Source organism: Pseudomonas savastanoi (genome assembly GCF_020917325.1).
GTDB classification, from domain to species: Bacteria; Pseudomonadota; Gammaproteobacteria; order Pseudomonadales; family Pseudomonadaceae; genus Aquipseudomonas; species Aquipseudomonas amygdali.
Window position 1 is genome coordinate 3,796,571 of the sequence record NZ_CP076652.1, and the last position, 13,311, is coordinate 3,809,881.

General features: G+C 58.8%; 11 protein-coding genes. 8 read left to right on the forward strand and 3 right to left on the reverse strand.

Features of this window, described 5'->3' with window-relative positions; translation table 11 throughout:
• Window positions 1–42: 42 nt before the first annotated feature.
• Complete coding sequence (locus KP808_RS15910; protein ID WP_057404139.1) at window positions 43–852, reverse strand: MOSC domain-containing protein; 810 nt, start codon at window positions 850–852, stop codon at window positions 43–45.
• A 102-nt stretch (window positions 853–954) separates the two neighbouring features.
• The gene (locus KP808_RS15915) at window positions 955–1,881 is read right to left on the reverse strand and encodes a chemotaxis protein CheV (protein ID WP_002554114.1); all 927 of its coding nucleotides are present in this window, start codon (window positions 1,879–1,881) and stop codon (window positions 955–957) included.
• 450 nt (window positions 1,882–2,331) lie between these two features.
• Between KP808_RS15915 and KP808_RS15920 the strand changes: the two genes are divergently transcribed.
• The gene (locus tag KP808_RS15920; RefSeq protein WP_058401586.1) at window positions 2,332–2,763 is read left to right on the forward strand and encodes a hypothetical protein; all 432 of its coding nucleotides are present in this window, start codon (window positions 2,332–2,334) and stop codon (window positions 2,761–2,763) included.
• A 155-nt stretch (window positions 2,764–2,918) separates the two neighbouring features.
• Complete coding sequence (locus KP808_RS15925; protein WP_058409056.1) at window positions 2,919–3,581, forward strand: response regulator; 663 nt, start codon at window positions 2,919–2,921, stop codon at window positions 3,579–3,581.
• Here the strand turns inward: KP808_RS15925 and yegS are convergent.
• Window positions 3,565–4,482, reverse strand: coding sequence for a lipid kinase YegS (yegS, locus tag KP808_RS15930; protein ID WP_002554118.1), 918 nt, complete (start codon window positions 4,480–4,482; stop codon window positions 3,565–3,567). The genes KP808_RS15925 and yegS overlap by 17 nt on opposite strands.
• Before the next feature lie 522 nt (window positions 4,483–5,004).
• Here yegS and KP808_RS15935 point away from each other — a divergent pair.
• The 6 genes from KP808_RS15935 to KP808_RS15960 all read left to right on the forward strand — a co-directional run bounded on the left by KP808_RS15935 (window position 5,005) and on the right by KP808_RS15960 (window position 13,311).
• Entirely contained in the window at window positions 5,005–6,441 is a 1,437-nt protein-coding gene (locus KP808_RS15935; protein WP_054077753.1) for an undecaprenyl-phosphate glucose phosphotransferase, read from the forward strand.
• A complete protein-coding gene (locus tag KP808_RS15940; RefSeq protein ID WP_122281087.1) occupies window positions 6,441–7,898 on the forward strand; it encodes a mannose-1-phosphate guanylyltransferase/mannose-6-phosphate isomerase in 1,458 nt (485 codons plus the stop codon). The genes KP808_RS15935 and KP808_RS15940 overlap by 1 nt, the downstream gene beginning before the upstream one ends.
• A gap of 131 nt (window positions 7,899–8,029) precedes the next feature.
• Window positions 8,030–8,809 (forward strand): polysaccharide biosynthesis/export family protein, encoded by a 780-nt coding sequence (locus KP808_RS15945; RefSeq protein WP_004656922.1) that lies wholly within the window; start codon window positions 8,030–8,032, stop codon window positions 8,807–8,809.
• Between the two features lie 17 nt (window positions 8,810–8,826).
• On the forward strand, window positions 8,827–10,818 hold the full coding sequence (locus tag KP808_RS15950; RefSeq protein WP_122281088.1) for a GumC family protein: 1,992 nt from the start codon (window positions 8,827–8,829) through the stop codon (window positions 10,816–10,818).
• A complete protein-coding gene (locus tag KP808_RS15955) occupies window positions 10,818–11,996 on the forward strand; it encodes a glycosyltransferase (protein WP_058401582.1) in 1,179 nt (392 codons plus the stop codon). Before KP808_RS15950 ends, KP808_RS15955 begins: the two co-directional genes overlap by 1 nt.
• Before the next feature lies 1 nt (window position 11,997).
• Window positions 11,998–13,311: a cellulase family glycosylhydrolase gene (locus KP808_RS15960; RefSeq protein ID WP_122258388.1), complete on the forward strand. Its 1,314-nt coding sequence runs from the start codon at window positions 11,998–12,000 to the stop codon at window positions 13,309–13,311.

Sequence of the window (13,311 nt, forward strand, 5' to 3'; positions counted from 1 at the left end):
GGCAGGAGTGCTTCTCAGAGCACTCCTGCCGCCACGCAACACCTATTCCAGCACTTCGACCGGCATACCCACTTCAAGCTCGCCCAGCCCCTCGTTGACCACGTTCTGGCCAAACAGCACGTTACCCTCCACCTCCCGATAGGTCTTGAGTGTGGCGAAGGGCTCGCGATCCGCGCTGCGCTCGCCGGTAGCCGGGTCGATAGTGGTGAGAATGCAGCGCGCGCAAGGCTTGAGCAGCTGGAATTCGATGTCGCCGATACGGATACGCTTCCAGCCATCCTCGGCAAAGGCCTCAGCCCCTTCAACCACCAGATTGGGCCTGAAGCGCAGCATTTCCAATGGCCTGCCCAGGCGCGACGACAGGTCATCGAGCGAGCCCTGACCAATCAGCAGCAACGGGAAGCCATCGGCAAAACTCACCCGGTCGTTAATCGTCTGATAGCCCCCGGGCAGCCAGCGCGCACGCTCCACCGGCAGATAGACCATGCGGGTGGGCTTGCCAATAAACCGGCTGACCCATTCGGCAGCCACATCGCCAGCGTCCGGCACCTGCAACGAATCACGCCAGACTGTCACACCGCGCAGGTTTGACTCGATATCCAGCGGAACCGCGACGTCCAGAGGCTCGAAACCGGGTGCCGAAAGGGTTACACCGCCGCGGGCATTCCACAACACCGTCAGTTGGGACATGTGCGACAGGGCGCGCTGGGTGAAGAACCGACCGTTGCTTTCGTCGACCAGCATCCAGCGTCGGTCCCCCGCCAACCCCAGCTGGTCGAAAGACGCGCGTTGCAGCGTCTCCGCCTTGCAGGATTTGAGAGGGAAACGATAGAGAGAGCTGAGACGCAACATGAGAGCCGGTTCCTTTGATGGCGGGATAAGCTTTGACGAAGACATCAAAGCTTATCCGAAGCCGGAGCGGCAGGCATCCGCGATCAACAATCGCGCAAGGTATCAGCCAATCATCAAAAGACGTTCGCGCACTACCTCGACCAGCTTGTCGGGCTGGAATTTGGAGAGGAAGTTGTCGCAACCGACCTTCTTGACCATCGATTCGTTGAAGCTGCCGGACAACGAGGTGTGCAGAACGATGTACAGACTGCGCAAACGCGGGTCGTTGCGAATCTCGGTGGTCAGGCGATAACCGTCCATTTCCGGCATCTCGGCATCGGTGAACACCATCAGCAGCTTTTCATGAACGTTTTCGCCCGCGTCCGCCCAGCCCTTGAGCATGTTCAGCGCCTTGAGACCGTCACTGGCCACGTGCAGCTTGAGGCCCAATTGAGACAGCGTGTCACGCAACTGCGCCAGCGCCACCTTGGAGTCGTCGACCAGCAACACTTCACGACCACGGGCATTTTCCAGTACCGGGTCTTCGAGCTTTTCGCGGGACACCTTGGCGTTGTACGGCACGATCTCGGCAAGTACTTTTTCGACGTCGATAATTTCTACCAGCTGGTCATCGACCTTGCTGATGGCCGTCAGGTAATGCTGACGACCGGCGCTGGCCGGCGGCGGCATGATCGCATCCCAGTTCATGTTGACGATGCGGTCCACACCACCGACCAGGAAGGCCTGAACCGAGCGATTGTACTCGGTGACGATGATCGTGCTGCCAGGCCCCGGCACCAGCGGCCGCATACCGATGGCCTGGGAAAGATCGATCACCGGCAGGGTCTGGCCACGCAGGTTGACCACGCCGCAGACGAACGAGTGGCGTTGCGGCATGAGGGTCAGCTTGGGTAGCTGCAATACTTCCTGGACCTTGAACACGTTGATCGCAAACAATTGCCGACCGGCAAGGCGAAACATGAGGATTTCCAGGCGATTCTCGCCCACCAGTTGTGTGCGCTGATCTACTGTGTCGAGAATGCCTGCCATTATTAGCTCCTGAAGCAATGGTCACGATGAGTCTGTTGAGCCTGTATCGGCTGAAACCAGCCGGACCTTAATAGCGATGAAAGGCTATCCTCAGCATTGATGTCACTTTACCATCATGGTTTACTGGTGTCGCTTTCCAGCCAGACAAATACGACGATGGGCGCGTCCTGGAAAAGCCTGAACATACCCAGTCGCTCAAGGTAAAAATCAAAGAAGCACAAAAAGTCAATCGGGGATAACCTGATATGATCGACATCTAATTGCCACTATTGTGACGCCATTCTCAATACAAGAATGGCGTCAGGTTCGTGTCCGCTTTTCAAACCTTGTAATCAAGCGGCGCTGGCAACATTCAGAAATGCCCTACATACTTTTGTTTGAAATCGACATTAACTGTCAGCCATTCGCCGCGGGCGGAAGTTCGCTATCCATGATCAGTGGAGACAAAGGATGCTGAGCAACAACGATTGGCAGCATAAGCACGACCAGTTCCTGAGCACCTCTCAGGCACTTCTGTACAAGTCGGAAGAATGTCTTTCGCACCTGGAGTTGATCCCCAACGACGAGGACGCCACCGGCTGCCTTCTGACCACCCTGCGCACTCTGGCCCAGGAGGCGGAAGCCGCGCCTGTGCCGTGCATTGCCGAGTTTTCACGTCAGCTGTGTCAATTATTGAAAAGCGGTGGCCAGGCCAACGAACTCTCACAGGAAACCCTGCTGACCGTTAAAAACTGCCTGATGCTCATGTCCTGGCAGGTCGAGCTTCTCGATCCGCAAACGGGTGAGTTGACGATGGACAACAACGAACAGCTGGAGCTGTTGGAAAAACTGGCCAGCGCCTCCTCGCAATCGGCACTGACGAAGGATGCAACCCAACGATAACGCTCGACTGTCGGGCATTACACCGCAATGTCAGTGAAGTGATGTTGTCACGTCAGCGTTTTCCGTCCATTGTCTTCACTGCTTTCAAATCGTCTTAAAGGTTGACCAGGGACTGAACGCACGCCTCGGCGGTCCCATCTACACAAGAAGCCACAATGACCTGCAATCTGTTACTGGTCGACGACCACTCCCTGATCAGAGCCGGCGTGCGAGCGCTGGTTGCAGACATGCCGGGCTATGCCATTCTCGGTGAAGGGGCGGACGGCGCGCAGTTGTCGAGCCTGGCGCAGCGACTCAAGCCCGATATCATCCTGCTCGATATCTGGATGAAGAGCGTCGACGGCCTTGAGGCGCTCGAGCAACTATTTAAAGTACAGCCACATTGCAAGGTCTTGATCCTGTCGATGCACACCGATCCGGACATGATCATGCGTGCGCTCGACATCGGGGCTCGCGGCTATCTGCTCAAGGACACCACCGCGACCGAACTGGAACAGGCACTGGAAGCGCTGCGCAACAATGAACGCTATCTGAGCCCGGCCATCGCTCATACCGTTATCGAGCGCGCCCTGCGCGGAACACGCTCGGACAGGGCCCAGGCGGCCAAGGAGCGGTATCACCTGACCGCTCGCCAGCTGGAAATCCTGCGTCTGATCGTGCGCGGCAAGTCCACGCGTGAGATTGCCGTCGGCCTGGGACTGAGCATCAAGACCATCGAGACCCACCGCTCCCAGGTCATGAAGCGGCTACAGATATTCGACGTCGCCGGGCTGGTACTGTTTTGCGTTCGCGAGCGGATTATCAGTCTGGACGATTGAGCATCGGTGCACGGCTCAGCACCGGAGAATCCGCCGGCAAATGCACCTGAAGCGCGCCCGGCCGCGCTTCGAAGCGCAGGTCCTCGCCAGACAACGGCTCACCATCTAGGTTGATGTCCAGACCCTGAGCCGACTTGAGCTCTACCCAGGGCAAACGCGCGCGAATGAACATGTTGTCGATGCCCAGCCCGCCTTCCAGCAGACTCCTCAGCGTGCCGACCACTTCCTGAGGCGCTGGCAGGATACTGATGTCGAGCAGACCGTCATCGGCCAGTGCGGTCGGGCACAGCTCGTGTCCACCGCCTGCCTGCCGGCCATTGCCGATACCCAGCGCCAGCAGGTCTCCACGCCAGTGGAAATCCGGCCCGGTGAGTTCGCCGTGGGCAGCATGCAGCTCGCTGAACCTTGTCAGACCGGTAAACAGATAGGCCGCGCCGCCCAATACCTTTTTCAGGTCTTCGGATGTGTTGGCGGTTACCTGACTGCCAAAACCGCCGGTAGCCATGTTGAGGAACAGCTTGCCACCAACTTCACCCAGATCAACGGCACGCGGTGCTACGTCCATCAGTTGCAGAGCCTTGGAGACCTCAAGAGGCACCCCGGCTGCGCGGGCAAAATCGTTGGCAGTGCCCAGCGGCAAAATAGTCAGGCTGGCTTGTGTTTCAGCCAGCGCCAGGGCCTCGGCGATATCTCGCAAGGTACCGTCCCCACCGCCCGCCACGATATGCCGATGCCCGGCGGCCAGCGCTTCGCCAACCAGGCGTTGGGCATCGCCAGCTTCCCAGGTGAGCCTCACGTCCAGCTCCCAGCCCTGCTTGCGCTTGTCTGCAACGGCATCACGTACGTCTTCGTTGAGCGCCTGTTTACCGTGAAGAATGAGCATTGCCCTGCGTTGTGTCATGACACCTCCTCTGACGAACCCTACGAATTGAAGCCTGCGAGCGACGCTCTTTCTGTAATCAGCGCCCGCATACATTTCGCACGACGCATGACTGTGACCCCGCACATGTCAAAAAGGCCCACCCGTCACAGAAATTTTTTTCACGTCATCAAGAACAGATCAACCCCCGCCAATACTGGGCAAAACCCGGAAGCAGAAGCTCTGGAGCAACGATTGCATCAGAGTTGGCACACTTTTGTACTGACGCTATTTGTTTCATGAGCTTTACTGACAGCAGGCCCCTCACTTGAGGGAAGTTTCATCTACAAATGGTTGAAAAGTCTTAAATAAAATTCGGAACAGGACGACATATATAAAGTGATATTCACAAAAGACAGTCCGGATTCGTCATGACCCCGACACGTAACTGGCTACGCTTGGACACTATCTGTGAACAGATGCCTATTTGAAGCTGCAAACGCGTCATCGCAAAACGCCCAGGATCAGCAGGATCCAGACGCATACAGGGAGTAAGGGAGTTCTATGAGGTTGCAGCCGGTCGACAGTCTTTCGCTCACCCGCACCAGTCTGGTCGAATACTTTCTTTTCGGTATTCGCCTGGCCCATGGCATTGCCTGCATTCTGCCCGGCCTTGCAATCATGCTGCTTATCAAGCATGACGGCCCGGAAACACAACAGGGTTATATGACCATGCTGCTGTTTTTCGGCTTTGTCGGCGTGTTGGTGTTTCAGGCCATGGGCGTCTATTCCGAAGCGTTGTTCAGCAACGATCTGCGCATGGGCGCGCTGGCGGTTGCCTGGACCGCAGCCTTCGGGCTATTGCTGTTCATGCAACAGGCAATGGGGCTGTTCGGCTATCTCTCCCCTGAAGAATCGCTGATCTGGTACCTGACCAGCCTGGCGCTGTTCGGCATCATTCGTCTGCTGCTGTTGATGCTGTTCAAGCGTCAGATGCGCAAGGGGGTGTTCCTGCAACATGCCGTGATTCTGGGCGCGACGGAAAATGGCCTGCGCCTGGCCGAGTACCTGCTGGAACATCAGGACATCCGTTCGGGTGTCACAGGTTTTATCGACGACCGGATCGGTCGCATGCCCAAAACCGTGGCCAACCTGCCCCTGCTGGGCAATACCAGCGACCTGGAACGGCTGATTCGCGAAGAGAAAGTGACCCAAGTGCTGGTCGCCCTGCCCTGGACGGCGGAAAACCGCATGGATTACATCATTCGCGAACTGCGCAGACTACCGGTCAACGTGTTGCTGGTGCCGGACATGATTGCCTTCCGGCATACCCACAACCGCATTACCGAAGTGGCCCGGCTGCCGATGTTCAATGCATCGGATCTGCCGCTCAGTGGCTGGTCTCCATTCATCAAACGCGCCGAAGATATCGTTCTGTCGTCGCTCGCATTGCTGGTGTTGTCACCGGTAATGCTGCTGGTCGCACTGGCGATCAAGCTCGACTCCCCAGGCCCGGTGTTTTTCCGCCAGAAGCGCTACGGCTACAACAATCGCCTGATCGAAGTATTCAAGTTCCGCTCCATGCATCAGCACCAGGCCGATGCAACAGCCGAGCGCCAGACCACCCGTGGCGATGCCAGAATCACGCGGGTCGGGCGCTTCATTCGCAAGACCAGCCTGGATGAACTGCCACAGCTGTTCAACGTAGCGGCAGGCAGCATGTCAATGGTCGGGCCACGCCCGCATGCAACGGCCACCAAGGCTGCAGGGATTTTGTTCGAGCAGGCGGTGAAAGAATACACGTCGCGCCACCGCGTCAAACCGGGGATCACCGGGCTGGCGCAGATTAACGGCTATCGTGGTGAAACCGACACCGTGGAAAAAATCGAAAAACGCGTCGAGTTCGATCTCGAGTACATCGAAAACTGGTCTGTCTGGTTCGACCTGTACATCCTTATGCGCACTGTGCCTGCAGTGCTATTCACTCGCGAGGCTTACTGATGAGTACGCTCATTCCCTGCATCATCGCCGGTGGCTCCGGCACCCGCCTGTGGCCAGTCTCGCGAGAAGCCATGCCCAAGCCGTTCATGCGCCTTCCCGACGGCCAGAGCCTGCTGCAGAAGACCTTCCTGCGTGCGGTCGGCCTGCCCGGAGTCGACCGCCTGCTGACGGTTACCAACCGGGAGGTGTACTTCCGCACAGTGGACGACTACCGCCAGTTGAACAAAGGCAATGCGCGTCTGGATTTCATCCTCGAGCCCTTCGGGCGCAACACCGCAGCCGCGGTCGCCGCCGCTGCGCTGCATGTCAGCCAGCTGTATGGCGATGACGCGCAGTTACTGGTATTGCCTGCCGATCACCTGATTACCAATGTCGAGGAATTCTCCAGAGCAGTGACTGCCGCGCAGAAGCTGGCCTCCGAGGGCTGGCTGGTGACCTTCGGCATCGTCCCGACCGCAGCGGAAACCGGTTTTGGCTACATCGAAAAAGGCCCGGCACTCAGTGCCGACGCCTGTCAGGTCGCCCGTTTTGTCGAAAAACCCAATGCAGTTACCGCCCAGGGCTATGTGGACGGTGGTCTGCATTTCTGGAACGCCGGGATGTTCTGCATGCGTGCCGATGCCGTGCTGCGCGAGCTGCGCACCCACGCGCCTAATGTGCTGAACGCGGTCAGCAACTGCCTGGAATCGAGCCCGCGCAAGGAAGGCAATCGTGAACTGCAGGTCGAACTGGACAGCGAATCGTTTGCTCTGACCCCGGACATTTCCATCGACTACGCACTGATGGAGCGTTCCGAAAAAGTTGCCGTGGTGCCCTGCCAGCTCGGCTGGAGTGATATCGGTTCCTGGCAGGCGGTGCGTGAACTGTCTCCGGTCGATGCTCAAGGCAATTACTGCAATGGCGAAGCTGTGCTGCATGACGTCAGCAATTGCTACATCGACTCGCCCAAACGCCTGGTGGGCGCTATCGGCCTCGACAACCTGATCATCATCGACACCCCCGACGCCTTGCTGATCGCAGACGGACGCCGCAGTCAGGACGTCAAGATCATCGCTCAGGAGCTCAAGCGCCAGGGCCATGACGCCTACCGTCTGCACCGTACCGTCACCCGCCCGTGGGGCACCTACACGGTGCTCGAAGAAGGCAAGCGTTTCAAGATCAAGCGCATTGTCGTTCGCCCGCAAGCGTCACTCTCGTTGCAGATGCACCATCACCGCAGCGAACACTGGATCGTGGTCAGCGGCATGGCAACCGTCACCAATGGCGAGCGTGAATTCATGCTCGATACCAACGAGTCGACGTTCATCAAACCGGGGTTCACGCACCGGCTGGTCAACCCGGGCGTCATCGACCTGGTGATGATCGAGGTGCAGAGCGGTGAATACCTGGGGGAAGACGACATCGTGCGCTTTACCGACATTTACGGACGCGTGCCCGACAAGACGGTGAAGAGCTGATTCACGAGCGGCAGACGCCGCTTGATTCACTCGGTTTTCAATTGATAGCAACCGGAACAGGCAGTACCCGCCAACATGAATTTATTACCCGCAAGGGAGCCGTATTTGTGCTCGACAGGAGTTCAGGACCAATGAAAAGCATGATGCTGATCGCAAGCTTATTGCTGTTGAGTGCATGCAACACCCCGTCCAGGGTGGGCTTGCCGGATGACCGCGCGCAAATTGAAGCCGGTCAGGCGGCAGGTCGCGCACTGGCGGGCAAACCGCTGCCGCCGGAAAGAATCCGTCCTGGCGATACCTTGCGAATCGTGCGCAACAGTGGCGAAGCTCCGTCGATTTCGGCGTTTACCGCCAACTCTATCTACGAGCTGACGCTGTTTCAGGTGCTCAACGACGGCACCTTTTCCTACCCTTACATCGGCACGGTCAAAGCAGCGGGCCTGACACTCCAGCAGTTGAATGACCTGCTGGAAAGCAAGCTGCAGAATGTCTACCGCGAAACGGCACTGACCATCAACATTTCCCAGTCACCGGGCAACACCGTGTTTGTCGGCGGCGCCGTACGTAACTCGGTAACGTTGCCGGTCAACGTTGCTACCAATCTCGATCAGGCGATTGTCGGCGCGGGCGGTGTGGCGCTGGATGCCGATGCCGGTCAGGTCGCGCTGCTGCGTCAGGAAGAAAACGGGCTCTACAAGACCTATTTCTTTGATTACAGCAAGTTTCTCTGGGCGGGCGGTGCGGGTGGCCCTACAGCGCCGGTGCTGCTCAAACGTGGCGACATCGTGTTCGTTCCCAAATCATCGGTCGGCAACAAGGTTGACGGCGTATCCCTGTATTTCAACCAGCTGATTCCCTTCGCGAAGTCGATCGGCCTGGGCATGAACTACGAGCTGCGCAACAACAATTAATTGTCAGGGAAACAGACATGATCAACATCCGCTCATTCCGCGACCTGCTGCGCCTGCTGTTCATTTTCAAGCGCGAAGTCAGGATCACCGTGGTGGCGACCTTCGTCATCATCCTTCTGGGCGCGTTTCTGCTCCCCAACCGCTACGAGTCCACAGCTTTGCTGCTGGTCAAGCCCGGCCGTGACAGCAGCACTGTGCCTATCGAGCTGTCCGACCGTCAGGCTATCGTTATACCGAGCGGCCTGCGTGATCCGCTGCTCGACGAAGAGCGCATGCTCAGCGGGCGGCCGATCATGCGTGCCGTGTCCGAAAAATACCTCGCCGAGCTGTCTATGGTGCCGCCTGAAACCGGCGTTCTGGCGTCGGTGAAAAACGGCCTCAAGGCAGTCGTCGGGGCAGTCGTCAACGGCGTACGCAACGTTCTGCAATTTATCGGTCTGGTGGAGCATCGCTCGCAGGCCGAACGCCTGGCCGAGGATCTGGAGAAAAACTTCAAGGTCAGCCACGAACCGGGCTCGTCGGTGATGGAGCTGAGATTTACCTGGAACGACCCGGACATCGCCCAGACCGTGCTCAGGACCTGGATCACCGAGTACCAGTTGCAACGCACAAAGACACTGGGCCGGGTCAGCCTGTACGCGTTCTATGAATCGGAAGTGAAAACGACCGGCGCGAACATCATCGAGTACAAGAAGCAAATCCAGAATTACCTGAACCAGTTGAGCGCAGTGAGCATTTCCCAGCGCCTGGCGGATACCTCGCAGGGGCTCAACGACCTGCGTACCGAGCGCAACAACACAACCCGTTCCATTGCGTCTACCAAGGCCGGCCTGGACCTGCTGAAAAAGCAGTTGGCAGAGCAGCCCAAGACAGTCTCGGCAGGTCGCGAACTGGCGTTGAACCCCAATCGCCAGGACTTGCAGAACCGCATCAATGGCAAGGAAGTGGAGCGTCAGGAAATGCTCCGCTCGTTCAAGGAAGAGGCGCCGCCAATCCGGGCGATCAATGAGGAGGTCAACAACCTCAAGAAGCTGCTCAAGGAACAGGAAGCCACCGTCCAGCGCTCTGAAAGCATCACTCCCAACCCCATCTACAACCGCATGCAGAACGTGTACGCCGATCAGCAGACCAGCTACGCGCGCCTGCAAACCCAGCTCGTTCAGCAAAATGCGCAGATCGCGCAGCTGGAAAGCGACCGCCAGCAGGCACTGAATCTGGAGCCGGAGCTTTCGCGCCTGCAGAACGAACTGGATGCGGCCGAGAAAAGCTATGCGCTGTACAAGGACAGCCTGGAAAAATCGCGTATTGACCGTGAGCTGGACAACAGCCAGATCAGCAATATCGCGACCATCGAAGACGCCACCTTCAACCCCAGCCGGGTGTTCCCGAAAAGCCTGCTGATGCTGTTTCTGGCATTCCCGCTGAGTATTGTGGTCGGTGCCGTGGCGCTGTACTTCTTCTACCTGCTGGACCAGCGCATCCACGACGGCGACAAGATCGAGAGCAACTTTGGCGTCCCGGTCTGGACCAGTCTGCCCGACCTGGAGCGCGCTCAGGAGCGCAGTGCAGCCTTCACCTCCAATTTGCACCGGGTATACGGTATTTTGCCGCTCGATCAGGTAGATGAGCGCGGCCTGACCATCGGCTTCACCTCGGTCAAGTTCGGCGCAGGCGTGTCGTTCGTGATCGAGCGGCTGAGCACATTGCTGACCGAGCAGGGTCATCGGGTCCGCACCGAAGGCCGCGGCCCGGCCAGTCCTGGTGAAATCGTGCTGATCAACGCCTCGGCACTTTCCGCCAATCAGGATGCCTTTGTGCTGCTGCGCAAGGCTGACCTGATCGTGCTGGTGGTGCGTGCCGAAGACACCACCGTGCCGATGCTTGAGGACACCTTGAATAACCTCAATACCGCATTCAAGAAAGTCGACGGCATCATTATCAACCGCCGTCGTTTCGAGGTGCCGGAGCAGGTATTGAACTTCCTCAAGCGGATCGGGAGCCGAGGCTGATGCGCATTGCCCTGCTAGCGCCGCTGCCACCCGAGCAGAACGGCATCGCCGATTATGCCGGGCACCTGCGGCATGCGCTTGAAGGCATCGGCCTGCAGGTCAGCACACCGCTGCTGGGTGTCGGCAACGATCCACGTGCCGCAGAACAGCGTGTTGCCGAAACCGACTGGAGCGAGATCGATCTGGTCCATGCCGAACTGGGCGGCGGACGGCTGGCGGAGTTTCAGGCCCTGCGAGCCTTGCGTCGACGCTTCCCGAAGCTGCCGTTGACCGCGACAGTGCACGATCCCGAGCGACTGGTGTGGCGGCGCGAGAAACTGCCCTGGCCCTTATCGATTGTCAGCGGCATGCGCTCACCGCTGCCGGAAATGGCGACGGTGCTGGCCGACCCGCTGTGCCTGCGTGAAGAACGGCAATTGGCGCAGCACATGACCCGCCTGGTGACACTGACCCAGGCGGGCAGCCAGAGCCTGCGTCAGCGCATGGGGCTGAAAACCGCACAGATGGCGGTGATCAGTCACGGCAACGTCGCCATCGCTCCCGCCCCGTTGCCACCCTTGAAGCCCTTGCGTCTGCTGTATTTCGGCTTCATTTATCGCGGCAAGGGAATCGAAGACCTGCTTGATGCGCTGGCCAGCGTTTTCACCGCACAGCCTGCGTTGCGGTCGACCGTACGCCTGACCCTGGCAGGCGGCAGCGAGCCGGAAATGGCCTTCGGCCCGTCCGGCAGCTACCTGGAGCAACTGCGCCTGCGCATCCGCCAGCTAGGCCTTGTCGATCTGATCGACTGGCAACTGGACCTGCCTGCCGAGCAGATCCCGCAGGTAATCCAGGCTCATCACGTGATGGTTCTGCCTTATCGCGAATCGAGCAAACTGAAGATTCTCGGCAAGCTGCGCGGCACCAGCGGCGCGTTGTCATGGGCGGTGGCGTGTGGCAGGGGCGTGATTACTTCTGATGCACGCTCGTTTGCCGAAGAAGTCTCGCACGGCAACGGCATGATCTATCCGCAAGGCGATGTGGACGGACTGGCAAAGGCTCTGACGCAAGCTTGCGCGGATCCGGAGCTGGTCAAACAATGGGCCGAAAATGCCTCGCACATGGGCAAGGCCAGAGTCTGGAGCCACACCGCAGAGCGTTTTCGGGATGTATTCCGCCAGGCGTGCGAGGAGAAGTGACATGCAGCGTCCATCCAGATTCCGGCAAATCGTCGCGAGCGCACTGCTCAGCGCAGCAATGTGCGGCGCGGCCCACGCGGCAACGGTCCTCAAGGCACCTCGCGAGGTGGTCTGGGCGGACTTTTTGGGCGTCAATGTGCAGTTTCAGTATTTTGCGCCTGACATCTATCAACAACAGATGAGCCGCCTGGACGAACTGGGCCTCAACTGGGTGCGCCTGACCATTCACTGGCCGGTGATCGAGCCGCAAAAGGATCACTACGCACTGACCGAGCTGGATGCCGCCATGGCTGCAATCAAGGCGCACAACTACAACACGGTGGCTTATCTGGTGGGCTCGGCGCCTTTCGCCAGCAGTGCGTCGGCCGGTGCGAAAAGCCGCGATCAGTATCCGCCCACGGATTTCAACGTATTTGCCGCACGCATGACCGCCCTGGCCCAGCGCTATCCGCAGGTCAACAACTGGCAGGTCTGGAACGAGCCGAACATTGTCTGGCTGCCCAAGGAGGACCCTACCGCCTATGGACGCCTGCTGACCACCACTGCCAACGCGATTCGCGCCGCCCTGCCGGACAAGACCATCGTCACTGCGGGCATGGCCTATTACAGTCAGATGCACAGTACCTCTGGCTACATGCTACAGACGCTGCTCGATAATGGCCTGGGCCAGCAGAATATCGTGGCGGCATACCACCCATATTCCGAGTACCCCGAAGGCGATTCACTACCGGACCGCGATTTTCTGGTGCGCGCCAATGCCATGAACCAGTTGCTGCACAGCAATGGCGTCAAGCAGGTGTGGGCCACTGAATGGGGCTGGTCAAGCTATGCAGGTCCGGTCGAGATGCAACATCTGATTGGCACTTCAGGCCAGGCCGACTATACCCTGCGGCGTCTGGCGCTGATGAGTGCGATGGATTTCCAGCGCATCTTCCTGTTCAATCTCAGCGATCTGGATGAGCGCGCCTCGGCCCGCGATCAGGGTTACGGCCTGCTTGACCTGCAAGCCAGCCCCAAACCGGTCTACACCGCACTGCAGAATTTTCTGAAGATCACCGGCCCGCGACTGCAACCCGCCGAACCGCCGGCAGTGAGCCGTGTACCGGACGATCTGTACGCAGTGCCGTGGACCCGTGAAGATGGCACTCATCTGCTGATGTTCTGGAGTGCGACCGGCACCTCGTTGAACTTCCCGAACATCACCGACGCGGTCGTGCATGACCCACTGAGTGGCAGCCGCACCCCATTGTCCGCCAGCCAGGGCGTCACCCTACTGCTGAAGCCGACTCTGCAAATTCTGGAATGGAAGCCCTGA